At 28.0% G+C, this 26,812-nt stretch carries 25 protein-coding genes and 1 pseudogene; 10 read left to right on the forward strand and 16 right to left on the reverse strand.

Annotated elements, in window-relative coordinates; all coding sequences use genetic code 11:
- Window positions 1–29: 29 nt before the first annotated feature.
- Both ABJG40_RS02195 and ABJG40_RS02200 read left to right on the forward strand, forming a co-directional pair.
- Window positions 30–2,420: a TonB-dependent receptor gene (locus tag ABJG40_RS02195; protein ID WP_348022947.1), complete on the forward strand. Its 2,391-nt coding sequence runs from the start codon at window positions 30–32 to the stop codon at window positions 2,418–2,420.
- 12 nt (window positions 2,421–2,432) lie between these two features.
- Complete coding sequence (locus ABJG40_RS02200) at window positions 2,433–2,984, forward strand: type 1 periplasmic binding fold superfamily protein (protein WP_348022948.1); 552 nt, start codon at window positions 2,433–2,435, stop codon at window positions 2,982–2,984.
- Between the two features lie 55 nt (window positions 2,985–3,039).
- Here ABJG40_RS02200 and ABJG40_RS02205 read toward each other — a convergent pair whose 3' ends face one another.
- Window positions 3,040–4,347, reverse strand: coding sequence for an MFS transporter (locus tag ABJG40_RS02205; protein ID WP_348022949.1), 1,308 nt, complete (start codon window positions 4,345–4,347; stop codon window positions 3,040–3,042).
- Between the two features lie 85 nt (window positions 4,348–4,432).
- On the reverse strand, window positions 4,433–5,248 hold the full coding sequence (locus tag ABJG40_RS02210) for a M48 family metallopeptidase (RefSeq protein ID WP_348022950.1): 816 nt from the start codon (window positions 5,246–5,248) through the stop codon (window positions 4,433–4,435).
- A 185-nt stretch (window positions 5,249–5,433) separates the two neighbouring features.
- Here ABJG40_RS02210 and msrB point away from each other — a divergent pair, with 185 nt between their 5' ends.
- The 5 genes from msrB (at window position 5,434) to ABJG40_RS02235 (ending at window position 10,619) form a co-directional block, all read left to right on the forward strand.
- Complete coding sequence (gene msrB / locus ABJG40_RS02215) at window positions 5,434–5,916, forward strand: peptide-methionine (R)-S-oxide reductase MsrB (protein WP_348022951.1); 483 nt, start codon at window positions 5,434–5,436, stop codon at window positions 5,914–5,916.
- A gap of 243 nt (window positions 5,917–6,159) precedes the next feature.
- Window positions 6,160–7,488: a signal recognition particle protein gene (ffh, locus tag ABJG40_RS02220; RefSeq protein ID WP_348022952.1), complete on the forward strand. Its 1,329-nt coding sequence runs from the start codon at window positions 6,160–6,162 to the stop codon at window positions 7,486–7,488.
- A 144-nt stretch (window positions 7,489–7,632) separates the two neighbouring features.
- On the forward strand, window positions 7,633–8,961 hold the full coding sequence (locus ABJG40_RS02225) for a hypothetical protein (protein ID WP_348022953.1): 1,329 nt from the start codon (window positions 7,633–7,635) through the stop codon (window positions 8,959–8,961).
- Window positions 8,958–9,833, forward strand: coding sequence for a bifunctional methylenetetrahydrofolate dehydrogenase/methenyltetrahydrofolate cyclohydrolase FolD (folD, locus tag ABJG40_RS02230; protein WP_348022954.1), 876 nt, complete (start codon window positions 8,958–8,960; stop codon window positions 9,831–9,833). The genes ABJG40_RS02225 and folD overlap by 4 nt, the downstream gene beginning before the upstream one ends.
- Before the next feature lie 180 nt (window positions 9,834–10,013).
- On the forward strand, window positions 10,014–10,619 hold the full coding sequence (locus ABJG40_RS02235; protein WP_348022971.1) for a TIGR02206 family membrane protein: 606 nt from the start codon (window positions 10,014–10,016) through the stop codon (window positions 10,617–10,619).
- Here the strand turns inward: ABJG40_RS02235 and ABJG40_RS02240 are convergent.
- The 14 genes and pseudogenes from ABJG40_RS02240 to hisG form a co-directional block, all read right to left on the reverse strand.
- Complete coding sequence (locus ABJG40_RS02240) at window positions 10,616–10,984, reverse strand: cupin domain-containing protein (protein WP_348022955.1); 369 nt, start codon at window positions 10,982–10,984, stop codon at window positions 10,616–10,618. The genes ABJG40_RS02235 and ABJG40_RS02240 overlap by 4 nt on opposite strands.
- Window positions 10,985–11,165: 181 nt before the next feature.
- Entirely contained in the window at window positions 11,166–11,732 is a 567-nt protein-coding gene (locus ABJG40_RS02245; RefSeq protein ID WP_348022956.1) for a hypothetical protein, read from the reverse strand.
- Between the two features lie 45 nt (window positions 11,733–11,777).
- Window positions 11,778–13,346, reverse strand: a complete 1,569-nt coding sequence (locus ABJG40_RS02250) for a helicase HerA-like domain-containing protein (RefSeq protein WP_348022957.1) — start codon at window positions 13,344–13,346, stop codon at window positions 11,778–11,780.
- 151 nt (window positions 13,347–13,497) lie between these two features.
- A pseudogene (locus ABJG40_RS02255) lies at window positions 13,498–13,886 on the reverse strand (transposase); the annotation flags it as partial.
- A 304-nt stretch (window positions 13,887–14,190) separates the two neighbouring features.
- The gene (locus ABJG40_RS02260) at window positions 14,191–14,955 is read right to left on the reverse strand and encodes a polysaccharide lyase family 7 protein (protein WP_348022958.1); all 765 of its coding nucleotides are present in this window, start codon (window positions 14,953–14,955) and stop codon (window positions 14,191–14,193) included.
- Between the two features lie 153 nt (window positions 14,956–15,108).
- The gene (hisIE, locus tag ABJG40_RS02265) at window positions 15,109–15,708 is read right to left on the reverse strand and encodes a bifunctional phosphoribosyl-AMP cyclohydrolase/phosphoribosyl-ATP diphosphatase HisIE (RefSeq protein ID WP_348022959.1); all 600 of its coding nucleotides are present in this window, start codon (window positions 15,706–15,708) and stop codon (window positions 15,109–15,111) included.
- A gap of 101 nt (window positions 15,709–15,809) precedes the next feature.
- The gene (gene hisF / locus ABJG40_RS02270; RefSeq protein ID WP_348022960.1) at window positions 15,810–16,565 is read right to left on the reverse strand and encodes an imidazole glycerol phosphate synthase subunit HisF; all 756 of its coding nucleotides are present in this window, start codon (window positions 16,563–16,565) and stop codon (window positions 15,810–15,812) included.
- A gap of 84 nt (window positions 16,566–16,649) precedes the next feature.
- A complete protein-coding gene (hisA, locus tag ABJG40_RS02275) occupies window positions 16,650–17,387 on the reverse strand; it encodes a 1-(5-phosphoribosyl)-5-[(5-phosphoribosylamino)methylideneamino]imidazole-4-carboxamide isomerase (protein WP_348022972.1) in 738 nt (245 codons plus the stop codon).
- A 3-nt stretch (window positions 17,388–17,390) separates the two neighbouring features.
- Entirely contained in the window at window positions 17,391–17,771 is a 381-nt protein-coding gene (locus ABJG40_RS02280) for a RidA family protein (RefSeq protein WP_348022961.1), read from the reverse strand.
- 6 nt (window positions 17,772–17,777) lie between these two features.
- Window positions 17,778–18,359: an imidazole glycerol phosphate synthase subunit HisH gene (gene hisH, locus ABJG40_RS02285; RefSeq protein WP_348022962.1), complete on the reverse strand. Its 582-nt coding sequence runs from the start codon at window positions 18,357–18,359 to the stop codon at window positions 17,778–17,780.
- Window positions 18,360–19,499 carry a bifunctional histidinol-phosphatase/imidazoleglycerol-phosphate dehydratase HisB gene (hisB, locus tag ABJG40_RS02290; RefSeq protein ID WP_348022963.1) on the reverse strand — a complete coding sequence of 380 codons (1,140 nt, stop codon included), beginning with the start codon at window positions 19,497–19,499 and terminating at the stop codon, window positions 18,360–18,362.
- 50 nt (window positions 19,500–19,549) lie between these two features.
- Window positions 19,550–20,605 carry a histidinol-phosphate transaminase gene (hisC, locus tag ABJG40_RS02295; protein ID WP_348022964.1) on the reverse strand — a complete coding sequence of 352 codons (1,056 nt, stop codon included), beginning with the start codon at window positions 20,603–20,605 and terminating at the stop codon, window positions 19,550–19,552.
- Window positions 20,606–20,643: 38 nt separating this feature from the next.
- Window positions 20,644–21,927, reverse strand: coding sequence for a histidinol dehydrogenase (gene hisD / locus ABJG40_RS02300; protein ID WP_348022965.1), 1,284 nt, complete (start codon window positions 21,925–21,927; stop codon window positions 20,644–20,646).
- 121 nt (window positions 21,928–22,048) lie between these two features.
- Window positions 22,049–22,906 (reverse strand): ATP phosphoribosyltransferase, encoded by an 858-nt coding sequence (hisG, locus tag ABJG40_RS02305; protein ID WP_348022966.1) that lies wholly within the window; start codon window positions 22,904–22,906, stop codon window positions 22,049–22,051.
- Between the two features lie 358 nt (window positions 22,907–23,264).
- Here hisG and ttcA point away from each other — a divergent pair, with 358 nt between their 5' ends.
- From ttcA to ABJG40_RS02320, 3 genes are all read left to right on the forward strand, one after another.
- Complete coding sequence (ttcA, locus tag ABJG40_RS02310; RefSeq protein ID WP_348022967.1) at window positions 23,265–24,038, forward strand: tRNA 2-thiocytidine(32) synthetase TtcA; 774 nt, start codon at window positions 23,265–23,267, stop codon at window positions 24,036–24,038.
- Window positions 24,039–24,347: 309 nt separating this feature from the next.
- Complete coding sequence (locus ABJG40_RS02315) at window positions 24,348–25,592, forward strand: glycosyltransferase (protein WP_348022968.1); 1,245 nt, start codon at window positions 24,348–24,350, stop codon at window positions 25,590–25,592.
- Window positions 25,593–25,601: 9 nt separating this feature from the next.
- Window positions 25,602–26,812 (forward strand): hypothetical protein (locus tag ABJG40_RS02320; protein WP_348022969.1); only part of this gene is annotated, 1,211 nt, incomplete at its 3' end.

Below are 26,812 nucleotides of genomic sequence, written 5' to 3' on the forward strand. Positions count from 1 at the left end.
GTAAATAAAGTTTAAACTAATCTATTTTAATGAAAATAAAATATTGTTTTTTTGCTTTATTAATGTTTTTTAATACTGCTTTTTCCCAGGATTGCAACTATACTTTTAGTGGTAAAGTTGAAGATTTTCATGAAAAATTGGTATTAACAGATGCTACTGTTTATATTAAAAGCATTAATAAATTTAGCTTAACGGATTCTAATGGAAATTTTAAAATTGAAAACCTTTGTAAAGGAAAAATTATTGTAGAAATATCTCACCTTTCTTGTGAAAAGAAAGTTGTAGAAATAAATATTACAGGTAATACTTATAAAGTTTTTGAATTAGAACATCATAATGAAGGCTTAGATGAAATTAAAATTAATACAACTTTAGATAAGAATAAAACTATTCAATCTAATAATTTAAAGGAAAGTATTATTGATAATTTTAGTGCAGCAAGTTTGGGTGATGCTATTAAAGAAATACCTGGTATCTCTTCTATAAATACAGGAAGTAATGTTGTAAAACCAATTGTTAATGGTTTACACAGTAGTAGAGTGCTTGTCTATACAAATGATGTTCAATTACAAGATCATGATTGGGGCATAGAACACGCTCCTAGTATAGATATTAATACTGCTGATAGAATTACTGTTGTAAAAGGTGCAAATGCTCTGGAGTATAGTGGAAATGCTATTGGAGGTATAATTTTAATAGAACCTAATAGAATCATTTCAAAAGATACTTTATTTGGAAAAACAATTCTTAATTATTTAACAAATGCTAAAGCATATTCTGTTGCTACTAACTTAAATAAATATTACCAAAAAGGTTGGTATGCAAAGGGAGATTTTTCATACAAAAAATTTGGAGATTCTAAGACACCAGATTACAATCTTTCTAACACAGGTTTTAATACTAGTTCTTTTGCCTTTAAAGCTGGTTTAAAGAAATTTGAATATGGGTTTGATGTTTATTATTCTTATTTAAAAAATGAAATAGGAATTTTAAGTGCTGCGCATATTGGTAATATTTCTGATTTAGTAAATGCAATTAACTCTAATGTACCTTTAATTATTAATGATTTTAGTTATAATATTGATAATCCTAAACAAGAAGTTAAACATCAATTATTTAAACTTTCTTCTTATAAAAGATTTAAAAGACTTGGAAAATTAAAATTACAATACAGTTACCAAAACAATCATAGACAAGAATTTGATACAAGAAGAGGTGATAGAGATTTAATACCTGCAACAGATTTAACACTTAAAACGCATTCTTTAAAGTTAGATTTTAAATTTGATGCAAATTCTGATGCAACATATAAAATTGGGGTGTCTGCACTTTATCAAAATAATTTTCCTGATCCAGATACTGGAATAAGAAGAATTATTCCTGATTATGATAAATATGAATTAGGTGTTTTTGGAATTGCAAATTATAAATTTAACAACTTTGTTTTAAATACTGCAATTAGGTATGATTACAGTAGATACAATGCTCAAAAATATTATTTAAAAACTAGTTGGAATTCAGAAGGATATAATAATGATTTTAGTAATTGGATTACTCAAGAATTAGATAGTAAATATTTAGTAAACCCAATATTTAATTATCATAATATTGCTTTATCAACAGGAATTAATTATACAATTAATGATAATAGTAACTTGTTAATTAATTATGGATTATCTAATAGACCTCCTAACCCATCAGAATTATTTAGTGATGGATTACATCACTCTGCAGCAAGAATAGAAACAGGTAGTTTGTATTTAAAGACAGAAAACTCTAATAGATTAGGTATTTCTTATTCTTATAATAATTCAAAACTATTATTAAATTTAGAAGGTTACTTTAATGCAATAAATAACTTTATTTACATAGAACCAACAGGAATAGAGCAAACTATACGTGGAGCTTTTCCTGTTTATAATTATCAACAAACAAGTACAAATCTTTTTGGTTTAGACGCTACTATAAAGTATAATATTACAAATCAATGGAGTCTTAAAAATACATCATCATATATTTATGGACAAGATGTAAGTAATAGTTTACCATTAATTGATATGCCTCCTTTACAAATAAGAAACAAATTAGAATATATAAATAAAGATTGGCATCAATTTTACACTAGCTTAGAAAGTGTTTTTGTAGGAAAACAAAACAGATATCCAGATAACAATTTCGAAACTTATATCCCTGAAACAGATTCTTATACTTTAGTAGATATTAGTAGTACTCCAAAAGCTTATCATTTATTAAACTTTAATACAGGATTAAATTTCAATATTGGTAAAAACAAATTAAACTTACAATTTTCTATAGATAATTTATTAAATACATCTTATAGAAACTATTTAAACAGACTAAGGTATTTTGCTGATGATTTAGGCAGAAACTTTAAAATTCAATTAAAAATAAACTATTAAAATATAAATAAAATGAAAATAATTAAAAATTTAACAATCGTATTATTAGCAATTATCACATTATCATCTTGTTCAAATGACACACCTGAAGAAATTCATGAAGAAGAAGTAATTACTACAGTAAACATTACTTTAACTAATGGTAATGATACTATTACTTTACAATCTTTAGATTCTGATGGAGATGGAACAGTTGATGAAACTAATATTTCTGAAAATTTAAAAGCAAATACAACATACATTGGTAGTATTGAATTATTGAATGAAACAGAAGACCCTGCAGAAGATATTACTACAGAAGTTGAAGAAGAAGGTAGTGAACATCAATTTTTCTACGTTGTAACTAATAGTATTGCTAATTTTGATTATACAGATTCTGATGAAAATGGAGATCCAATAGGTATTGATTTTACTTTAACAACTAACGATGCTGGAACAGGTAAATTTACTTTAATATTAAAACATGAACCAATAAAAGATGCAGATGGAGTTAGTTCTGGAGATAGCACAAATGCAGGAGGTTCTACTGATGTTGATGTTAGTTTTAACTTAACTGTAGAGTAATTATTTTTAACCTAAATAATTTTAAAAAAACCGTCTAAAATTTTAGACGGTTTTTTTAATGTACATATTTTGTTTTCTTAATTCTACTAATAGATATAAACGCTGCTAAAAAGAAAACTGCCAATGCTAATACACTAGATTGTATAGATAAAATAGAATTTAAAGCACCAAATGTAATCATACCAACTACCAAAGCTATTTTTTCTGTTACATCAAAGAAACTAAAATAAGAAGCATGATCTTCAGTTTCTGGTAAAAGTTTTGAGTAGGTAGATCTGGCTAAAGACTGTATAGCTCCCATAACCAAACCTATTAAACCTCCTAAAATATAAAAATACATTTCTATATTGGGAGTATCTTTTGTGAGGTTAAAACCAATAAAACAAACTAATCCCCAAATTAAAATGGTAATTTTTAAGGTTTTAATATTTCCAATTTTATTAGATAACCTAGAGAATGTAAAAGCCCCCAAAATACCTACAAACTGAACTAATAAAATTGTCATTATTAAATTTAAAGTTTCTAGCCCTAAAATGGTTCCAAAAATTCCTGCCATTAGAATAATAGTTTGTACACCAATACTTAATAAAAAGAATGAAATTAAAAATATCTTTAATTCTCTATAAGCAAACAATTCTCTAGCTACTTTATTAATTTCTTTTATTCCTTTTAAAAAATAATTATCTTTAGGTAATTCCGTTTTTTCTTCATCAGGCAATCTTGCATACGTTATTTGAGCAAAACCGAGCCACCATAAACCAACTAAAACAAATGATAATTGAGAACCAAATTTTTTGTCAAAAAAACCAAAAACAGAAGTTTCAATTAAAACCAAACATAAAAGTAATAATAAAATAGAACCTGAATAACCTAGTATAAAACCTTTAGCACTTACATTATCTTGTTGTTCTGGATGTGCTACTTCAGGTAAATAAGCATTATAAAAAACGATACTTCCCCAAAAACCTATACTTGCTAAAATGGTAAATACAATAGCAACCCATAACGTTTCTTTACCTGTAAAAAAGAACAAACACATTACAGAAATGGAACCTAATAAACAGAAACCTTTTAAAAACTTCTTCTTATTGCCTGCATAATCAGCAATACCAGATAACATTGGAGAAATTAACGCAACTACAAGAAAAGAAAATGCTAAAGCATAGTTGTATAATGTTGTTGGAGTCCATAAGGTTCCTAAAAAAGTAATTTTTCCTTCAGCATTAGCAAAACCTTCTGAAGCAGTTAAACCTGCATAATAAATAGGAAAAACTGCTGTACTAATTACTAATGAATAAACGGAATTCGCCCAGTCATAAAAGGCCCAAGCATTAATTAATTTTTTATCTCCAATTTTTAACATAGATTATTTTTTATAAAAAAAACCGTTCAAAATTTTTTTTTTTGAACGGTTACAATATAAGGAAAGTATTTCTTATCCTATTTTTTTATTTCTCATTACCAATAGCATTGTATTGATCAGCATATTTTCTTGCAGTTGGTAAATAAGTTCTTAAATCTTGAATTCTAGACTCATTAGAAGGATGTGTGCTTAAAATTTCTGGTTGAGATGAACCATTAGATAATTTACTCATTCTAACCCAAACTTCTGCAGCTTCTACTCCATCATAACCTGCCATCAACATAAAAACTAAACCTAACCTATCTGCTTCTTGTTCATGAACTCTACTAAACTTTAACATTCCTAATCCAGAGCCAATACCAAAAGCAGTGTTCCAAAGTTGTTGTGTTTTAGGATCTTTATTAGAAGTTCCTAAAGCAACTGCTAAACCTCCTAATTGTTGTAGTTGGCCTTGAGACATTCTTTCTTGTCCATGTTTTGCAAAAGCATGTGCAACTTCATGCCCCATAACAGCTGCTACTCCATCTTCGTTATCACAAATTGGCATAATACCAGTATAAAAAACAACTTTACCTCCTGGCATACACCAAGCATTCACTGTTTTATCTTCTATTAAATTAAATTCCCATTTGTAAGAATCTGCTTCAGTTTTCATATTATTAGCTCGCATAAAACGATCTACAGCAGCAGAAATATTTTTACCTACACTTTTAATTTGATTGCTCATTTCTCTATTAGTAGAAACTTTATTTTCTTCTAGAAAGCTTGTATATTGAGCAAAACTTGCTGGTAAAACCTGTGCATCACTTACAAAATTCACACGTTTTCTTCCCGTAATTGGCACTGTGCTGCACTCTATAAAAAGGAAAACTACAAATACTAAAACAACTATTTTTTTCATCTAAATAAATTTTATAATCACTATTACTAAGACACAATATACTACAAAATGTCACTTTTTAAAAAGAAATTACATTATATAAAATTACATATACTATATTAATCAAAAAAAAAAATTAGAATCTACTTCTTGTAATTTATAAGATTGTTATTCGTCAAAATATAAAACATGTAAACTTATTAATCATGAAAAAAATAGTTGTTTTAGTATTTGTTCTTTTATTTCTAAACTGTTCTAGTACAGCTCAAACTTCATCCGAAGAAAAGAAAACTTATAAAATTGAAAAAACGGATGAAGAATGGAAAAAACAATTAACACCATTAGAGTATAATGTTTTGCGAGAAGCAAGTACAGAAAGAGCATTTACAAGTGAATTTAATAAAAATAAAGCAAAAGGTACTTATGTTTGTAAAGCTTGTAATACCCCTCTTTATAAATCTATTCATAAATATAATTCTGGTTCTGGTTGGCCTTCTTTTGATAGAGCTATAAAAAACAATGTAGAATTAGATATTGATTATAAAATTGGATACGCTAGAACAGAGTTAAAATGTAATACTTGTGGTAGTCATTTAGGACACGCTTTTAATGATGGACCAATTAAAACTACAGGAAAACGACATTGTATTAATGGTGTTGCTCTAAAATTTGTTCCTGAAACAAAATAGTTACTACATATTTATTTAGTATTATCTATTTGATTAGTAATAAATATTATCCTTTAGAAAATACTAACTTAGTTTCTTATAGTTAATACTCTTTATAAAAATAGATATTAATCACTTTTCTTTAAAATTGATTAATATCTATCATTTTTTTTTAAAAAAAATGTATACAAAAAAGTATTCGTAATCAGTTTACAAATCGACTCTAATTCATATATTTGTGCTTCCTAAAAAAGAAGACAATTTATGTTTAATAATTTAAGCGAAAAATTAGATAAAGCCTTACACACCTTAAAAGGTCATGGTAAAATTACCGAGGTAAATGTTGCAGAAACTTTAAAAGAAGTAAGAAGAGCGTTATTAGATGCCGATGTTAACTTTAAAATTGCCAAAGAATTTACAAAAAGAGTACAAATTAAAGCCATAGGGCAAGATGTATTAACTACATTAAACCCAGGACAATTAATGGTAAAGTTAGTTAAAGATGAACTAACGGAGCTAATGGGGGGAGAAACTGTAGGTGTAAACTTAGGTGGATCGCCAACTGTTATTTTAATGTCTGGTTTACAAGGTTCTGGTAAAACCACTTTTTCAGGAAAATTAGCCAACTTTTTAAAAAATAAAAAAGCAAAGCAAGTTTTATTAGTTGGTTGTGATGTCTATAGACCTGCCGCTGTTAATCAATTACAAGTTGTTGGAGAACAAATTGGTGTAGAAGTTTATGCAGAAGTTGGGAACAACAATCCTGTAGAAATATCTGAAAATGCTATAAAACACGCAAAAGCAAATGGAAAAAATGTAGTTATTATTGATACAGCTGGTCGTTTGGCAGTTGATGAAGAAATGATGACTGAGATTTCTAACATTCATAAAACAGTAAATCCACAAGAAACTTTATTTGTTGTAGATTCTATGACAGGGCAAGATGCTGTAAATACAGCTAAAGCCTTTAATGATATTTTAAATTTTGATGGTGTTGTACTTACAAAATTAGATGGTGATACTCGTGGTGGAGCTGCATTATCTATTAAATCTGTTGTAGACAAACCAATTAAATTTATTGGTACTGGAGAAAAAATGGATGCCATAGATGTTTTCCATCCAGATAGAATGGCAGATCGTATCTTAGGAATGGGAGATGTTGTTTCTTTAGTAGAAAGAGCACAAGACCAATACGACGAAGAAGAAGCTAGAAAACTACAAAAGAAAATTGCTAAAAATCAATTTGGTTTTGACGACTTTTTAAGTCAGATTCAACAAATCAAAAAGATGGGTAGCATGAAAGACTTAGTAGGTATGATTCCTGGTGCTGGTAAAGCAATGAAAGATGTAGATATTGATGATGATGCTTTTAAAGGTATAGAAGCAATTATACACTCTATGACACCTTTAGAAAGAAGTACACCTACTTCAATAAACGCAAGTAGAAAGAAAAGAATTGCAAAAGGTTCTGGAACGTCTATACAAGAAGTAAATCAGTTAATGAAGCAATTTAACCAAATGAGTAAAATGATGAAGATGATGCAAGGTGGTGGTGGCAGAAAGATGATGCAAATGATGAAAGGAATGAAATAAAAATAATTAGGCTGTTTTAAAAACAGCTTTTTTTTATACAAAATGTTTAATTTAAATACAAAATCATTTAATTTCGAAAAAAAGAAAAACTTTCTTTTTGTTCTCTTGGGCTTTTGTATTTTTTTTATATCAAAAAACAATGGAATGTTTTGGGACAATGTTCTTTTTGCTTCAAAAATGGGTAATCAATTATTTTATAATTCTATTTTTGATTGGACAATTCCAAATGAATTCGACCCTGGTCACCCTCCTTTTTTAGGCTTTCTATTAGCAATTTTATGGAAAATATTTGGTCATAAATTATGGGTAAGTCATTTATTAATGTTACCCTTTACAATTGGGGTTTTTTATCAGTTATTTAAATTTATAACTTATTTTGTAAAGCAACAAAAAAAACAAATTTTTGCTTTTTTACTTTTAATAATAGACCCAACACTATCTACTCAATTTGTTTTAGTAAATCCTGAAGTAATCATTGTTTTCTTCTTTTTTTTAACTATAAACGGAATTTTATTTAAAAATATAAGATTAAAATTTATTGGTTTATTCTTTTTAAGTATTATTTCTTTTAGAAGTATGATGTTATTGGGGGGTATTCTATTTTTTGATATTCTAAATAAATACTTATTCAATAAAAAAAGTCTTAAATCTATTTTAAACTTTAGATTTATTTTAGTTTACATTTTAAGTAGTTTACCTGGTATAATATTTGTTTCTTGGCGTTTACTTACAAAAGGTTGGTTACAAACACACCCAGATTCTCCATGGGCTAGTTTATGGAAAATTGCAACCCCAAAAATTTTTTTAAAAAATTTGGCCACTCTAATTCATCGTTTTGTTGATTTTGGAAGAGTTTTTTTATTATTATTTTTAATTATTAGTTTATTCTTCTACGGAAAAAAAATAATCACTTCTAAAAAAAGTAAACAGTTATTATTACTTTCTTTTTCTACAATAATTTTTATTGTTATTGCTGTTTTAATTTCTACAAATGCTTTTGGCCATAGATATTTTATTGTTTCATTTTGTAGTCTCAACGTATTAGTATTTATAACTATAAATAACTATTATTTTAAAAAAAAATTAATTTATATATTATTATTTTTAGGTTTATTAACAGGAAATTTATGGATTTATCCAAGAGAAATTTCTCAAGGTTGGGATGCTACTTTAGCTCATGTTCCTTATCACAAATTAAGAATCCATGCTATTGAATACCTAAATAATAATAATATAAATATTTCTGAAGTAGCTAGTTTTTTTCCAAATAGTACTATTTTAGATAATATAGACTTAAGTAATAATAAAAAATCTTTTACTAAATTTACAGGTAAAAACAAATACGTTCTTTATGCTACTGTTTATAATTTAAATGATGAAGAGTATCTACTTTTAGATAAAAACTACACAGTATTAAAAAAATTTAATAAAAATAACATAACAATTACCATATATATTTTAAACAAAACATGATTTTATTAGACGGAAAAAAAACATCTGCAGAAATTAAAGAAGAAATTGCTTTAGAGGTAAGAGATTTAAAAGATCGAGGTAACAAAACACCACATTTAGCTGCTGTTATTGTGGGTAATGATGGCGCAAGTATTACTTATGTAAATGCCAAAGTAAAAGCTTGTGAACGCGTTGGTTTTGAATCTACATTACTTAGATTACCAGAAGAAACAACTGAAGAAGATTTGCTAAATGAAATTGCAATTCTTAACATTGATAAAGATATTGATGGATTTATAGTTCAATTACCATTACCAAAACATATAGATGAACAAAAAGTTTTAATGGCTATAGATCCTGATAAAGATGTAGATGGTTTTCACCCAACTAACGTTGGAAAAATGGCCTTAAACTTGCCTACATTTATTTCTGCAACACCTTTCGGAATTTTAGAATTACTAGAAAGGTATAGTGTTGAAACTTCTGGAAAACATGTTGTTGTTTTAGGAAGAAGTCATATAGTTGGTAGCCCTATGAGTATTTTACTATCTCAAAAAAGAAAAGTGGGTAATGCTACTGTTACTATGTGTCATAGTAGAACTAAAAACTTAAAAGAAATTACTTTACAAGCAGATATTATTATTGCAGCTATTGGTATACCAGAGTTTTTAAAGGCAGATATGGTAAAAGATAATGTAACTGTAATAGATGTAGGAATTACTCGTTTACCAGATTCTAGCAAAAAAAATGGGTTTAGATTAGTTGGTGATGTTGCTTTTGATGAAGTTGCAAAAAAATCTGAATTTATTACACCTGTACCTGGTGGAGTTGGTCCAATGACAATTGCAATGTTATTAAAAAATACTTTATTAGCTTGCCAAAGAAATAGCTAATATGTACTCTTTATTATAAAAAAACGAGCTAAATTTATTTGGCTCGTTTTTTATTATATTGCAGAAACAAAAAAAATATTTATTGAAATATTTTTTTCTCTTAGAAAACAGCAACTTTACTCCTTTTACATTACAACATTTAACAGTTGTTTTTTTTGTATATTATTTGGTGTTTTACTTATTCTTTTTTCAAAAAAATTACCAGAAAAGAAACAGTATCAAATTGGTAACTTATTTTCTATTTCATTATCGCTAACTGTAATTTTTACAACTCTTTTACATATTTATAAAGGAAATTTTAATCTTCAAAAAGATTTACCTTTACATCTTTGTAGTTTTTTAGCTTTAGTTATACCTATACTTTCAATTACAAAAAAGCTAATTTATTTTGAAATTTTCTTATTCCTTGTTCTAGCAGGAACTATGCAATCTTTAATAACACCGAGTGAATATAATTTTTTAAATTTTCGTTTTTTTAGGTATTGGTACATACATGCAGGATTAGTAATTTTTATGATGTATGCTACTTTTATTTATAAAATGAGACCAACACTAAAAAGTGTTTTTAAAGCTTTTTTAGGTATGCAAATCTATATGGGCTTTATGTTTGTTTTGAATTTTATTTTAGGGTCTAATTATTTTTATACAAATAGAAAACCAAATGCAGCAACACTTTTAGATGTTTTTGGTGATTGGCCTAACTATATTTTTGTTGTAGAATTAATTGTAATTCCATACTTTTTAATTTTGTATTTACCATTTTATTTAACTAGAAAAAAAAGTTAATCTTCTTCTCTATTTACTAAATCTATAGAAAAAGCCGGTAAACAAATGGCAATATAATTACAAGGTTCTGTAAAAGGATTTGAGTATTGAACTCTTACATTTTTTTCAATTTTTATAGATTGACCTGCTTCTAAAACAACAGTTTCTCCATCTATAATAAATTGTTTTTTTCCTTTTATTATGTAGGTATATTCATCAAATTCTGGAGTTTGAAACGGTTCACTCCAACCAGAAGGTGCAACCATATGTGCTAAACTAATTTGAGTATTTTTATTTGAAGCGTTTCCAAAATGTTCTTCTATTAATTTACCATCTGTTGTTGGTACTATATATGGTGTTTTTTGAATTGTATATTTTTTTTTCATACTAATTGGTTTTGCGTAAACGATTGAAATGGCATCCTTTTTAGGCTAAAAACACTTATTAAATAAATATAACATTAATTATTATTTACTAAATAAGTGTTTTAAATTACTGAATTATCAGCATAAAAAGATATAATGGAAAGCGCGGTTTTGTTTTAAAATAAAACGAACAAAATACGCCCTAATTAAACCATACTATAAATGATTTCATTTTTGCTAAATCTGGAATTTGCTCTTTAGATACTTTTTGAGTATTAAATTCTTTTAAACCCAATTCTTCATTATCTATTGTAATAGTTGTGTTTAAATTATCTAAAAACAACGTTGCAGATTGTAATGTAGATTCTACCCTATTAATGTTGTTATTTGCATTAATTTCTGAATACCTAGAGTTTAGTGTAATACCAGATTCTGTTTTAAAACGCTCGTCTAGAATTTCTATACTTTTTATGGTTGATGTAGAATCTAATTGTTCTTTTGGCATTATTTTTAACAACAACTTACCTCCTTTTTCAAAAATATAATATTCATCATCTTCTTGAAAATAGTTTTCTCCTTGAGCACCTTCGCTTAAATTGACTACAATAGAATCGTTTGCAAAAATTTTATTTAAATCTTGAATGGTAGTTTGAGGTGTTAACTCACCTACTCTACCTTTTTCTATTTTAAATTTACTGTTATTACTGCAACTAACAATTAGTAATGAAAATGCTATAAGCATAATTGGTAATATATTCTTTTTAATCATGTTATTGTTTTTGTTCTTTATTAAAACGTTGTTTTGTTGATTTTGTTATTTCAATACTTTTTTTAATATGCCAAATGCTGCTCTTATAAAAGTAGCACTAGTTAATACTTTTACTATTGGGTTTTGCCTTGTACTTCTTCTTGTATATGTTCTAGAAGCTCTTTGTTCTCTTTGTCTTTCCTTCTCTTTTTCTTTGGCTCTTTTTTCTCTTTCTTTTTTATCTGCTTCTTCCTTAATAGCTTTTTCTTCTGCTTTATTAATTTTATCTATCTTAGAATTTAATAACTCGTACGCACTAGCTCTATCTAAGTTTTCATTGTATTTATAAAAAAGACGTGAGTTATTAATTACATTTTTTAATTCTTTGTCTGTTAAAATATCCATTCTACTCATTGGTGCACGTAACATTGTTCTTGCTAACGGAGTTGGAATTCCTTTTTCGTTTAAAACCGATACAAATGCTTCCCCAATACCTAATTGTGTTAACACTTCTTTGGTATCATAATACTCTGAATCTGGGTAATTTTCTGCCGCCAATTTAATTGCCTTTCTATCTTTTGCCGTAAAAGCTCTTAACGCATGTTGTACTTTTAAACCTAATTGCGCTAAAATATCTTCTGGCACATCTTTAGGGTTTTGAGTTACAAAATACAAACCAATTCCTTTAGACCTAATTAACTTTACAATGCTTTCTATCTGATTTAATAAAGCTTTAGAAGCTTCTTCAAAAACTAAATGTGCTTCGTCTATAAAGATGATTAACTCTGGTTTACCACTATCTCCTTGTTCAGGAAAAGTTTCATAAACCTCTGCTAATAATTGTAACATAAATGTAGAAAACAACTTTGGTTTGTCTTGTATATCTGTTAAACGTAAAACAGAAATAATTCCTTTACCATCTTCATTGGTTCTTACTAAATCTTCTACTTCAAAAGATTTTTCACCAAAAAATAAATCTCCTCCTTGTTGTTCTATTTCTACAATTTTACGCAAGATTGCACCTGTAGAAGATGTTGAAATTCGTCCATATTCGTTTTGTATTTCTTCTTTACCTTCTTGCGTTACATATTGTAATACTTTTTTAAAGTCTTTAATATCTAAAAGAGGTAATTTATTGTCATCACAATATTTAAAAATGATGGCTACAATTCCGCTTTGCGTTTCTGTTAAATCTAAAATTCTTGAAAGTAAAACTGGTCCGAATTCTGATATAGTTGCACGTAATCTTGTTCCATCTTGTTCAGAAATTGTTAGAACTTCTATTGGAAATTTTTTAGCTTCAAAAGGAAAACCAATTTTTGCATGACGTTCATCAATTTTTGCATGACCAGCACTTGCTTTTGCTAAACCAGAAAGGTCTCCTTTAATATCCATTAACAACACAGGTATCCCTTTATCTGAAAGGTTTTCTGCTAAAACTTGTAAAGTCTTGGTTTTACCTGTACCTGTTGCACCAGCAATTAAACCATGTCTATTTAAAGTTTTTAAAGGAACTTTTACAATTGCATCTGTTATGGTTTCTTCCCCCAACATAGCTGCACCCAACTCTAAAAAATCTCCTTTGGTTTTGTATCCGTTATTAATGTATTCAAAAAATTCTTCCTTCTGACTCATCTTCTTAAATTTTGATAAAAATAATCAAAGTTTAATTGTTAGGAAATTATTTGTTGATTTTGTTGGGAAATGTTTTTGAAAAAAATCGCTAATGTGTTTGTGTTAAGGAAAGTTGCATTAAGTTATTGAATGGAGGCTTACAGGGTCATAAAGAGTTTCTAATTTGATGAATTACACAAATTTGAGTAGTTGAATTTGGGAAAATGGTTTTATAGTGGCCGTAAAACCATTTAAATTATAGGTTGCTGTGATTAATATATCCTGAGTTCCTCTGGCTTTTATATCTGTTAAAATGCTCATCCAAAAAGCAGAAGATTCATTTTTACCTAGAGTAGTTTTTAACTTCTTTTTTTGTAACCATTTCGTAAGTTATTTGCTTTACTTTTCTGATATTTATCATAATCTAAATGAGCAATCGAGTTCGCCTTCTAAAATCTTTTCAACTCCTGGTTTGTGAAGTTATTCAATGAAGCTGTTTAGCTCTGAACCATTATTAAATTGTTTTAAAAAATCATCGTTTAAAAAATCTTCTGATCTCATAAGAGTATAAAATATATAGTTAATAAAAAACTTACACACTTTATGAAACAATGCCTTTTTTAAATTATTATTACTTATACCTTTCTTTTAATTCAGCTTCAATATCTTTTAAAGTAAATCCTTTTGCTTGTTTTTTTTTATTACAATAAGTATCTATAGCTTTTATAATAGTATATTCAGCAATTTGATTTAAAAACAGAAAGTAAAAGATATCATTTTAATGCGCTTTTTTTACATTTTAAAAAACCTAAAAAATCACAATAAGATATTTATTTGGTCGCTTTAAATGTAATTTATTGTTAGTTTAGTAATGAGCTGTTTTAACACTATATAATACTACTTCTGATGCTTTCTTATAATCAGAATTCCATTTAAAGTAATTACCGGTTTTAAAATAATTATCAAAATTATAACCATTAGTTACATAGTCATACAAAACGGTATATTCTTTATCAATATTTTTAGCTTCACAAATTAAAGCATATTCTAATTTACCATCTACAACACGAAGTTTAATTGTAAACTTCTCATTATCTACTTTACCAATTAATATTTTTTTATCATACTTACTTGTCCAAATACCATTTACAGGTTTTACATAATACTCTATAACAATATTCCCTTTTTTCCATTGTACTTTTACAGTTGCAGGAGAACCCGATAAAGTTGCACTTTTTTTACCATGAATTTGAGCAACGTATGTTTGTCCTTTTCCTTCACAATAATTTACTTTTAGAGTAGATTCCATTTCATGAGTTCCAGAATTCATATACCAGTTATCATCTGTATTATTTATACCTTTCCAATATTCTCTTAACTCTGTTCTACAATATTTTCCAGCATTTAGTTCTGCTCGACCAGAAGTTGTAAAACCGGTAAATTTGGTATAAAAGGTGTAGCTATTATCAGGATTTTTATAAAAATATTTTTTTTCTTCTGATGAAAGACTATCATTTATAATTTTGTCAGAATAAATTGAGGTTGCTTTTTTTGAACTCCCCCCCCTGTCAATTGGTACAGATAAATACCAGTTTTTCCATACAAAATTAGTATCTTTAGTAACTGTCATTTCTTCCTCAATCCTACCTTTTTTAACACTATTTTTTTTAGCTACACAATTTGTATAACTAAAAATTGATATTAATAAAAAAAAACGAAATGCTATTTTGACTTTGTACATACTTAATTAAAATTACTTGTTAATATTATCAAAAATAAGAAATTACTTATGTCTTCCTTTTAATTCAGCTTCAATATCTTTTAAAGTAAATCCTTTTGCTTGTAACAACATTAAATAATGGAATAATAAATCTGCAGATTCGTACAAAAATAAATCATCATTATTGTCCATAGCTTCAATAACTGTCTCTACAGCTTCCTCTCCTACTTTCTGAGCAACTTTATTAATTCCTTTAGAAAACAAAGAAGCAACATAAGATTTTTTTGTATCTTTATTAGCAACCCTTTCTGTAATCACATCTTCTAACGTAGAAAAGAAACCATAAGATTGTTTGTTTTCTTCAGCCCAACAAGTATCATCTCCTTTATGGCAAGTTGGTCCATTTGGGGTTACTTGTATTAATAAAGTATCATTATCACAGTCTAATTTAATGTCTACTAAATTCAATACATTTCCACTTTCTTCACCTTTTGTCCACAAACGATTTTTAGTTCTGCTGAAAAATGTTACTAATTTTGTTTCCTGTGTTTTAGTAAAAGCTTCTTCATTCATATATCCTAACATCAACACATTTTTTGTTGTTACATCTTGAATGATAGCTGGCACTAATCCGTCTTTATTTTTATTGAAATCTATATTCATAATTTTTTATTTTGTCTGTCATTGAAAAGCAAATGATAATTTGCTGTGGCAATCTGTTTTATTATAATAAGATTACTTCATCATTCTTCCTCTTAATGACATTACAATCGTACTGGAATGTTATTCTTTTTTAATTCTTGTTTTAATTCTAAAATAGGAATTTCTCCAAAGTGAAAAACACTTGCTGCCAAAGCTGCATCTGCTTTTCCTTCTTTAAAAGTATCTGTAAAATGCTGCATAGTTCCTGCACCACCAGAAGCTATAATTGGAATATTTAAAATTTCAGATAAGTAAGCCAAAGCTTCATTTGCAAAACCTGCTTTTGTACCATCATGATTCATAGAAGTAAACAATATTTCTCCTGCTCCACGTTTTTCTACTTCTTTTGCCCATTCAAAAAGCTTGATATCTGTAGGAATGGTTCCTCCTGCTAAATGCACAAACCATTCTCCATCAATTTGTTTTGCATCAATTGCAACAACTACACATTGACTTCCAAATTTCTCTGCCAATTCATTTACCAAATCAGGTCTTTTTACTGCGGATGAATTGATAGAAACCTTATCTGCTCCCCATTTTAATAATTCATTTACATTTTCTACTGATGAAATCCCGCCACCAACTGTAAATGGTATGTTTACTTGTTCTGCTACTTGATGCACCATTTCTATCATGGTTTTTCTACCTTCTAAAGTGGCAGAAATATCTAAAAAAACTAATTCATCTGCACCAAGTTCAGCATATTGTTTTGCTAAAACTACAGGATCTCCTGCATCAATTAAATTAACGAAATTTACTCCTTTTACAGTTCTTCCGTTTTTAATATCTAAACAAGGTATGATTCTTTTTGTTAACATATTTGTAATTTGTCATTGCGAATAAAATGAAGCAATCTTTTTCTAAATAATAGATTACTTTGTCATTCTTCCTCGAACTGACATTTAATTATTAATTATAAATTGTTCTAATTGTTTTAAGCTGATTTTACTTTCATAAATTGCTTTTCCAATAATTACACCTTCGCAACCATTTTCTGCTAGTTTTGGTAATTCATCAAATGTAGAAATTCCTCCAGAAGCAATTAATTTTAATGGGTTTACATTTGATAAAATCTGTTGATATATATCAAAACTTGGTCCTTGTAACATTCCGTCTTTAGAAATATCTGTACAAATTACATACTGAATTCCTTTTTGCTGATAATCAGAAATAAAAGGAATCAACTCTAAACTACTTTCTTCTTGCCAACCATTTGTTGCAATTTTACCTCCTAAATTATCAGGATAAAAATCGGCTCCTAAAATAATTTTATCTGAACCATATGTTGAAATCCAATTTTCAAAAATTTGTGAGTTTTTAACAGCAATACTTCCTCCTGTAATTTGATTTGCTCCAGAATTAAAAGCAATTTCTAAATCCTTATCAGATTTTAAACCACCACCAAAATCAATTTTTAAATTGGTTTTAGAAGCAATTTGTTCTAACACTTTATAATTGATAATCTGACTTGCTTTGGCGCCATCTAAATCTACAACATGCAAATACTCAATACCAGCAGCTTCAAATTCTTTGGCAACTTCTAACGGATTTTCATTGTAAATTTTTTTTGTGTCATATTCTCCTTTTGTTAATCGAACACATTTTCCGTCAATAATATCTATAGCTGGAATTATTCTCATCATTTATTTATTTAAAGCAGTAACTTGAATTTCAATTTTCATTCTTTCATCAGATAAACCTGCAGAAAACATAGTTGCAGCTGGCCTAACATCTCCTAAATATTTTTTTAAAACTGGCCAACATTGTTCAAATTCTGAAGCATCAGGTAAAATATACGTAACACGTACAATTTTACTCATGCTAGAACCTGCTTCCTTTAAAACACCTTCAATATTTTTTAAGCATTGCTCAGTTTGATTAACAACATCATCAGCAATTGTCATATTGTCATAATTAAATCCTGTAGTTCCAGAAACAAAAACCCAATCTCCTTCTACTACAGCTCTTGAATATCCCATTTCTTTTTCGAATGAAGAACCTGAACTTATTAATTTTCTTGCCATACTATTTTATAAATTTAAAAAGTTTTTTAATATTTTTTCTCCTGCAACTCCACTCTTTTCTGGATGAAACTGTGTTCCGTAAAAATTATTTTTTTGTAATGCAGAAGCATATTCAATTTCATAATCTGTAGTAGCAATAGATTCTTTACATTCTTCAGCATAAAAACTATGCACCAAATACATAAATTCTTTTTCTTTAATATCTTTAAATAACTCCGATTCTAAATTATAAATAACATTCCAACCCATTTGTGGAACTTTAACAGCTTTAGAAAACTTTTTAACTTTTACATCAAAAATTCCTAAACCTTTTGTATTTCCTTCTTCAGAAGAATTACACATTAATTGCATTCCTAAACAGATACCTAATACTGGTTGTTTTAAAGTAGGAATTACTTTATCTAAACCACTTTCTTGCAACATTTGCATTGCAGAACTTGCTTCTCCAACACCAGGGAAAATAATTTTATCAGCAGCTCTTATTTCATCAATATTATTTGATAAAACAGCATCAACTCCTAAACGTTTAAAAGCAAACTGTATGCTTTTAATGTTACCAGCGCCATAATCTATAATTACTAATTTCATTTATAAAACTCCTTTTGTTGATGGTAGAAACATTTTTTTTGCATCTCTTTTTACAGCCATTTTCATGGCTTTTGCAAATGCTTTAAAGATTCCTTCTATTTTATGGTGTTCGTTTGCGCCTTTTGCTTTAATGTTTAAGTTACATTTTGCGCCATCTGTAAATGACTTAAACAAATGTAAAAACATTTCTGTTGGCATATCGCCAATCATTTCTCGTTTAAAATCTGCATCCCAAACTAACCAAGGTCTTCCTCCAAAATCTACTGCTGCTTGTGCTAAACAATCATCCATTGGTAAACAGAAACCATAACGTTCTATTCCTAATTTATTTCCTAATGCTTTGTTGAATAATTCTCCTAAAGCAATCATTGTATCTTCTATGGTATGATGTTCATCTACTTCTAAATCTCCATCAACTTTTACTGTTAAATCCATAGCTCCATGTCTACCTATTTGATCTAACATATGATCGAAAAATTTTACTCCCGTAGAAATATCATTTTTACCAGAACCATCTAGATTTAATTTGATATAAATCTTTGTTTCATTAGTGTTTCTAGTAATTTCAGAAACTCTATCTTCTAATTTTAAAAACTCATAAATAGCTTTCCAATCTGTAGAAGTTAAAGCAATACAGTCTAAAATTTCTTGTTTAGAAGTTTCTATTTCATCAGCTCCTAATTCTGGATCTTCTGATAAGAAAATCCCTTTTGACCCTAAGTTTTTAGCCAATTCCATATCCGTAATTCTATCACCTAAAACAAAAGAGTTTTCTAAATCATATGCTTCAGAAAAATATTTTGTTAATAAACCTGTTCTTGGTTTTCTGGTTATTGCATTTTCATGCGGAAATGTTTTATCTATGCAAACCTCAGAAAATACAATACCTTCTTTTTCAAAAGCAGTAATTATTTTATTTTGGGCCGGCCAAAAAGTGTCTTCAGGAAAAGAATCTGTACCCAAACCATCTTGATTTGTAACCATTACCAATTCGTAATCTAATTCTGAGGCAATTTTTGCCATATATTGAAATACTTTTGGGTAATATTCTAACTTTTCTAAACTATCTAATTGATAATCTACAGGTGGTTCTAATACTAAAGTTCCATCTCTATCTATAAATAATACTTTTTTACTCATTCTATTCTTTTTTTTTGATTCTAAACTTAATAAGAATCAAAGGGTATTTATTATTGAATTGCCTTTAAAGCTCTCATTAATCGTTGGTTTTCTTCACAAATACCAACACTTATTCTTAAGCAATTTTCGCATAAAGGCTGATTTGTTCTGTTTCTAATTACAACTCCATATTCTATTAATTGATGGTATCTTTTGGTTGCATCATCAACTTTTAAAAGTAAAAAATTACCATCAGAAGGGTAAATTTTTTCAATATAATTTACACAACATTCTAACTCTTTTTTTAAACGTTTTCTCTCGCTAATTAACTGAGCTACTTCATTATATATTTCATCTATTTTTTGAAGTCTAACAACTGCCCTTTGTTGTGTTAGCTCATTAACATTATAGGGTGGTTTAATATTTTTAAGAACTTGAATAATTTCTTTTGAGGCATAACAAGTACCTAATCTAATACCTGCTAAACCATAGGCTTTAGATAAGGTTTGTATTATTATTAAATTTGGAAATTTATCTAATTTTTCTAACCAACTTTTTTGTTCAGAAAAATCAATATAAGCTTCATCTAAAACCACTAAACCATTAAAGTTTTTTAACAACTTTTCAACTGCAGAAACAGTAAAACTGTTTCCTGTAGGATTGTTAGGAGAACATAAAAACAATATTTTACTATGAGCATCAGCCTTTTGTAAAATTGCATTAACATTAGGCTCAAAATCATCGTTTAACAAAACCTCTCTATTTTCAATAGCATTTACATTTGCTAAAACAGAATACATACCATAAGTTGGCGGTAACGTAATAATATTATCTACATTAGGTTCACAAAAAGCTCTAAAAATTAAATCTAAAACTTCATCACTTCCATTACCTAACAAAATATTTTCTTTAGAAACATCTTTAATTTCAGACAATAAATCTTTAACATCATTTTGATGTGGATCAGGGTAACGATTTACTCCATTTTCAAATGGATTTTCATTGGCATCTAAAAAAATCATTTCATTAGTAGTTGCATCTTTATACTCATCTCTTGCAGATGAATATGGCTTTAGAGATTTTATGTTTTCTCTAATTAAATTACTGATGTTAAAGTCTGTTTTCATATATAAAAGACTCCAAAAAAGGAGTATTCGTTACGTTGTTATTTTAAATCATTTAAACGTATAGTTACAGCATTTTTATGAGCATCTAAACCTTCTGCTTCTGCCATTAATTCTATAGCTTTACCAATGTTTTTTATTCCTTCTTTAGATATTTTTTGAAAAGTAATACTTTTTGTAAAACTATCTAAATTCACACCCGAATATGATTTTGAAAATCCGTTTGTTGGCAATGTATGATTGGTTCCTGAAGCATAATCTCCTGCACTTTCTGGAGTATAGTTACCAATAAAAACAGAGCCTGCATTGGCTATATTATCTACATAAAAATCATTGTTATTGGTACAAACTATAAAGTGTTCAGGACCATATTCATTTATCAATTTTAAGGCAATTTCATCATTTTCAACAAAAATTGATTTTGAATTGGCTATTGCTTTTTCTGCAATTTTTACTCTTGGTAAAACGGCTAATTGTTTTTCAATTTCTTTTTCAACTTCATTAATTAATTCTATTGATGTTGAAACTAAAAGAACTTGACTATCTGCTCCATGTTCTGCTTGACTTAACAAATCTGAAGCCACGTAACTTGCGTTTGCAGAATCATCTGCTAATACTAGTAATTCACTTGGTCCTGCAGGCATATCAATTGCAACACCATGTTTGGTTGATAATTGTTTTGCAACAGTTACATATTGATTTCCAGGACCAAAAATTTTATATACTTGTGGAATTGTTTCTGTACCAAAAGTAAATCCTGCAATAGCTTGAATTCCGCCAACTTTAATAATTTTTGTAACTCCACAAAGATGTGCAGTGTATAAAATAGCAGGATGAATTTTTCCTTCTTTATTAGGTGGAGAACATAATACAATTTCTTTACAACCTGCAATTTGTGCAGGAATTGCCAACATTAAAACTGTTGAAAACAAAGGTGCTGTTCCTCCTGGAATGTATAAACCAACTTTTTGAATAGGTCTTTTTTCTTGCCAACATGCTACTCCATTAGCTGTTTCTACAAAAACTTTATCCGTTTTTTGGGCTTTATGAAAATTGGTAATATTTGTTTTAGCTAATTGAATTGCTTCTTTTAGTTCTTCTGAAACTAAATGAATTGCTTCATTAATTTCTTCTGAGGAAACTAAATTGTTTTCTAAAGTTATTCCATCGAATCTAGAAGTATATTTATTTACAGCTGTATCTCCATTTTTTTGAACATCTTCAAAAATTTGGTTTACTGTTTTTTCGATATCATCTACAGTTTTTGTTGGTCTTTCTAAAATTTGAGACCAAGTTTCTTTTGATGGGTTATTAATAATTTTCATAATAATTACTCTTTATAAACTTGCGTAAGCGTTAGGGATTGTAGCGTTTGTTTGAGCTCTTTTTTCTCTTTCAGAAAAAAAGCGAGTGCGAAAAGCCCGTTAAAACGCCCAAATAAAAATATTAAAGCACCATTTTTTCGATTGGACACACTAAAATACCTTCTGCTCCATTTGCTTTTAATTCATCAATAATTTCCCAAAATTGATTTTTAGAAATTACGGTATGTACAGAACTCCATCCTTTTTCTGCCAATGGCAAAACAGTAGGACTTCTCATACCTGGCAATAATTTTAAAATTTTTTCTAACTTATCATTTGGCGCATTTAATAAAATATATTTAGAATTTCTACCTTTTAAAACAGATTGAATTCTAAACTGAATCTTCTGTAGAATAGCCATTCTTTCTTCGGTAATTGCCGGAGAAACAGCTAAAACTGCTTCAGATTTAAGAAGCACTTCAATTTCTTTTAAACCATTTTTGAATAAGGTACTTCCACTTGAAACGATATCACAAATTCCGTCTGCCAATCCAATATTTGGTGCAATTTCTACAGAACCATTAATCTTGTGTAACTGAGCATCAATGTTTTGTTCTTTTAAAAACTTCTTTACAGTTTCTGGATATGAAGTTGCAATTCTTTTTCCGCTTAAATCTTTTAATGAATTTGCTTCAGAATCTTTTGGCACAGCTATAGAAACTTTACATTTAGAAAATCCTAAACGCTCAATAAATTGAATGTCTGAACCTTTTTCTATTAAAACATTTTCTCCAATAATAGCTGCATCTACTACTCCATCTTTTAAATATTGAGGAATATCTCCATTTCTTAAGTAGAAAACTTCTACAGGAAAATTTCTTGCTGCTGCTTTTAATTGATCTTTTCCATTATCTATAGAAATACCAACATCTTTTAAGATTCTCATTGAATCTTCATTTAACCTTCCTGATTTTTGTACTGCAATTCTTAAATTACTCATTTTTAGTTTTGTTTATGCCTGAGCAAATACGGTTTTTTTAAATTAAAAAAACCCGTTTGATTTGCTCAAACGGGTTTATAAATATCTTGATTTTATTCAATACATTTTTAAATCGCTTGAGAGCAATTGTAAAAATGATGATGACGATTTTGAATAAAGTTCATGTTCTTATTTTATATAATGCAAATATCTATATTTAATTATTAAGAAACCAAATAATTGAATAAAAAATTTAATTAAATAAAATATTTATCAATTTTTTATTATTTGTTTGAATTTTAAACTAAAAATATAAAAAGTAAATTTTTAAATTAAAATTATTGAATCCACTTTGTTATAAACTATTATTTTTGCGTTTATGGAAACTCAGAAGCAGGTTACAAAAAAGTTACAGCGTGCGGTTGCAGAAGCAATTCAGCAATTTTCAATGATTGAAGCAAAAGATAAAATTATGGTATGTCTTTCTGGAGGAAAAGACAGTTATACAATGCTCAATATGTTATTGTATTTTCAAAAAGTAGCTCCTATTTCCTTTGAAATTATTGCCGCAAATTTAGATCAAAAACAACCTGGTTTTCCTGAAGAAGTTTTACCCAATTATTTAAGTAAATTAAAAGTTACTTATAAAATTATTGAAAAGAATACATATAAAGTGGTTATGGATAAAACTCCAGAAGGAAAAACAACTTGTAGTCTTTGTTCTCGTTTAAGAAGGGGTACTTTATATGAAGCTGCCAAAGATTTAGGGTGTAACAAATTAGCTTTAGGACATCATAGAAATGACATCATAGAAACCTTTTTCTTAAACTTTTTCTTCTCAGGAAAGATGGAAACTATGCCGCCAAAATTTAAAAATGATGCAGGAGATTTAATAGTGTTAAGACCCTTAGCTTATTGCAAAGAAAGTGATATTGAGACTTATTCAGATTACTTGAGTTTTCCAATAATACCTTGTAATCTATGTGGTTCTCAAGAAAATTTACAGCGTAAAAAAGTAAAACAAATGATAGCTGATTGGGAAAAAGAATTTCCTAATAGAAATGCTATTATGATGAATGCATTACAAAATGTTTCACCCTCTCATTTATTAGATAAAAGCCTTTATAATTTTGAAGAATTAAATTCTAATTAAATTTAACAATAAAAAATTACAACTAAGAACAAATTGACATTAAAATATTTTTACTAAAAAACTTGTTTTAATAAATAAAACGCAAAGTTGACTCAACTTAATGATATTTATTTCAATAAAAATATAATTTTCACATTTTTTAAACAAAAACAGAATTATCAATTTAATAAAATAAACTATCAAAAATTAAAAAGTTATAATTAAAGTAACCTTTAATTTTATAAGTGATAATTCACAAAATTTTACCTTTTAAAACCTTTTTCTCTTTACAACAAAAACCTATATTTAAAAAAACCTTAAATATAGAATATGCGAATAGGTATTATTATTGGAAGAATTGGAGGAGTTGATGGTGTTGCACTCGAAACAGAAAAATGGATCGATATTTTAAAAAAAATAGGTCATGAAGTATTTATCATGTCAGGAGAATTTGAATCTTGGCAAATGGATTACGAGCATGATTATTTATTTCCGGCATTATCATTTTTTTCTGCTGAAGCAGAATGGGAACAACGCAAAGCATTTTTTGAACCCGATAAAGACCCTACACCTTTATTAGATCATGTAGAAAAATGGTCGGACGTGATTGCACAAGAAATGTTGAAATGGGTAAATGATAAAAAAATTGACATGCTCCTTTCTGAAAATGCCTCTGCATTACCTTGTCAACTTTCTATGGGGGTAGCCATAAAAAAACTAATTTTAAAAACGGGATTACCTATTGTAACACATGATCATGATTTTCATTGGGAACGTGGAGAAAGATATGTTTCTGTACATAAAGAAATTAACGATTATGTAGACAATAATTTCCCTTTATTATTACCTAATGTAAAGCATGCAGTAATAAACACGTTTGGTGTAGAAACATTTAAAAACAGATTTAATATTGATGCTACTTTGGTGCCCAATGTAATGGATTTTAATCGTGTTTACGGGGTTCCAACTCCTGAAAACAAATTTTTCTTAAAAGATTTAGGTATAACAGATGATGAAATTGCTTTATTACAAGTAACAAGAATTGTTAGACGTAAAGGTATTGAAACCGCAATTTCTTTAATAGATAAATTAGATGATAAAAAACTAAAATTAGTTATTACTGGTAACAATAATGATGATGAAAACAAAGAGTATTATAATGAATTAATTGATCAAATACACGATTTAAACCTTTCTAACCAAATAGTTTGGGCTGCAGATAAAGTATTAGATCATAAAGATTTATCTGACGTATATGCGCATGGTAGAGCTGCTACTTATTTTAGTACTTATGAAGGTTTTGGAAATGCCTTTGTAGAAACAATTTTAGCTAAAAAACCAATTTTTGTAAACAATTACAAACCTGTTTATATGCAAGATATTGGTAATAAAGGCTTTGAAACTGTAATGATTGAAGATGGAGTACTCACAACAGAAAGTATTCAACAAATGTCAGACATTATTTACAATCCTAAACGCTGCTTAGAAATTGGTGAATATAATTTTACCATTGGTAAGAAATATTTTTCTTATGAAGTCTTAGAAGAAAAATTAAGCAGTTTATTTCAATTATAAAAACAAAGAATGAGTCAACAAAAAATAACAAAAATTAATAACACTGTAAAAAACCTACAAAAAGAAAACATACATACTTGGTTTGATTTAGGTTTATTTTTAGATAAATTTAAAGAACAAAAATCTCAATTACCCTTTAACGGAACAAGCAAAGATTTTAATACAAAAATTACCAAAGGAGGAGTTGCATTTCTTACGTTTTATTATACGATTGATGGTATAACTGTAGAAACAGAAAAATATGCCAAAATTTTTAAAAACATTTACCCTAACCTACCTATTCATTTTATTGCTGGTAATATAAAAGATGAAGCAAATGAACTAATACCTAAAGATGCGTTTCAAAAAGTGATTCCAGAAATGGAAGCTTTTGATGCGTGGCCATTGTATAAAGATTTCTTTCATACCAAAATGGAACGTGGTAGCAAAACGTATAATGATTTAATTGGAAAATTTTGGAATGAAGTTTTAATTCTTGTAGAAAAATTAGGAACTTATATTGCTGAAAATGATATTTCTTTACTGTATTTAATTAACGTCTGCTCTAACCCAGGAAATGTTTCTTTAGCATTAGCAACCATTTTAATTTCTGAATATTTAGACATACCAGTAATTAACAACAACCACGATTTCTATTGGGAAGGTGGACATAGAAAAGAAGATCTAAAAAAGAAAGGAATAAAAAAAGGACCCAGAGATTTCTTTTTTCATAATGCGCATATTGGAGAATTCTTTTCAATAATAGAAATGGTTTACCCTTGGGAAAGTCGTTCTTGGATGAATGTAAACATCAATAAAATTCAACAAGAACATTTAATTAACATTAATGGGCATAATCCTGCAAATGTTGCTTTATTAGGTACAGCTGTAGATACAAAAATGCATCAAATGAGTAAACGTGATATTATAAAAGCGTTTATGCAAGTGTCTACCATTTTTGCAAATGAAAAAGAATCTATTACCGTACATACAGCTGCTCATCATACAGATAGTAAACGTTCTTTAAGACCTATATTGTTAGGCTATAAAACAATTAAAAATTTCGATTTCGTTAATAATAACATCGTTTTTTTACAACCCACAAGAGTTATAAGCCGTAAATCTATAGAACTTAATTTTAAGCTCATTAAACGTTTATTTGATTATGATACATTTTCAGAAAAATTTATCACAAATCCACAACTAAAACTATCTCTAATTGTATCTGGTCCTATTCCTCA

The organism is Polaribacter sp. (genome assembly GCF_039939415.1).
Taxonomy (GTDB): Bacteria; Bacteroidota; Bacteroidia; order Flavobacteriales; family Flavobacteriaceae; genus Polaribacter.

Excerpts from the sequence above, each read along its gene's own strand:
- ABJG40_RS02195 (WP_348022947.1), top strand. The coding sequence starts at position 30 with ATGAAAATAAAATATTGTTTTTTTGCTTTATTAATGTTTTTTAATACT.
- ABJG40_RS02200 (WP_348022948.1), top strand. The coding sequence starts at position 2,433 with ATGAAAATAATTAAAAATTTAACAATCGTATTATTAGCAATTATCACA.
- ABJG40_RS02205 (WP_348022949.1), bottom strand. The coding sequence starts at position 4,347 with ATGTTAAAAATTGGAGATAAAAAATTAATTAATGCTTGGGCCTTTTAT.
- ABJG40_RS02210 (WP_348022950.1), bottom strand. The coding sequence starts at position 5,248 with ATGAAAAAAATAGTTGTTTTAGTATTTGTAGTTTTCCTTTTTATAGAG.
- msrB (WP_348022951.1), top strand. The coding sequence starts at position 5,434 with ATGAAAAAAATAGTTGTTTTAGTATTTGTTCTTTTATTTCTAAACTGT.
- ffh (WP_348022952.1), top strand. The coding sequence starts at position 6,160 with ATGTTTAATAATTTAAGCGAAAAATTAGATAAAGCCTTACACACCTTA.
- ABJG40_RS02225 (WP_348022953.1), top strand. The coding sequence starts at position 7,633 with ATGTTTTGGGACAATGTTCTTTTTGCTTCAAAAATGGGTAATCAATTA.
- folD (WP_348022954.1), top strand. The coding sequence starts at position 8,958 with ATGATTTTATTAGACGGAAAAAAAACATCTGCAGAAATTAAAGAAGAA.
- ABJG40_RS02240 (WP_348022955.1), bottom strand. The coding sequence starts at position 10,984 with ATGAAAAAAAAATATACAATTCAAAAAACACCATATATAGTACCAACA.
- ABJG40_RS02245 (WP_348022956.1), bottom strand. The coding sequence starts at position 11,732 with ATGATTAAAAAGAATATATTACCAATTATGCTTATAGCATTTTCATTA.
- ABJG40_RS02250 (WP_348022957.1), bottom strand. The coding sequence starts at position 13,346 with ATGAGTCAGAAGGAAGAATTTTTTGAATACATTAATAACGGATACAAA.
- ABJG40_RS02260 (WP_348022958.1), bottom strand. The coding sequence starts at position 14,955 with ATGACAGTTACTAAAGATACTAATTTTGTATGGAAAAACTGGTATTTA.
- hisIE (WP_348022959.1), bottom strand. The coding sequence starts at position 15,708 with ATGAATATAGATTTCAATAAAAATAAAGACGGATTAGTGCCAGCTATC.
- hisF (WP_348022960.1), bottom strand. The coding sequence starts at position 16,565 with ATGTTAACAAAAAGAATCATACCTTGTTTAGATATTAAAAACGGAAGA.
- hisA (WP_348022972.1), bottom strand. The coding sequence starts at position 17,387 with ATGAGAATAATTCCAGCTATAGATATTATTGACGGAAAATGTGTTCGA.
- ABJG40_RS02280 (WP_348022961.1), bottom strand. The coding sequence starts at position 17,771 with ATGGCAAGAAAATTAATAAGTTCAGGTTCTTCATTCGAAAAAGAAATG.
- hisH (WP_348022962.1), bottom strand. The coding sequence starts at position 18,359 with ATGAAATTAGTAATTATAGATTATGGCGCTGGTAACATTAAAAGCATA.
- hisB (WP_348022963.1), bottom strand. The coding sequence starts at position 19,499 with ATGAGTAAAAAAGTATTATTTATAGATAGAGATGGAACTTTAGTATTA.
- hisC (WP_348022964.1), bottom strand. The coding sequence starts at position 20,605 with ATGAAAACAGACTTTAACATCAGTAATTTAATTAGAGAAAACATAAAA.
- hisD (WP_348022965.1), bottom strand. The coding sequence starts at position 21,927 with ATGAAAATTATTAATAACCCATCAAAAGAAACTTGGTCTCAAATTTTA.
- hisG (WP_348022966.1), bottom strand. The coding sequence starts at position 22,906 with ATGAGTAATTTAAGAATTGCAGTACAAAAATCAGGAAGGTTAAATGAA.
- ttcA (WP_348022967.1), top strand. The coding sequence starts at position 23,265 with ATGGAAACTCAGAAGCAGGTTACAAAAAAGTTACAGCGTGCGGTTGCA.
- ABJG40_RS02315 (WP_348022968.1), top strand. The coding sequence starts at position 24,348 with ATGCGAATAGGTATTATTATTGGAAGAATTGGAGGAGTTGATGGTGTT.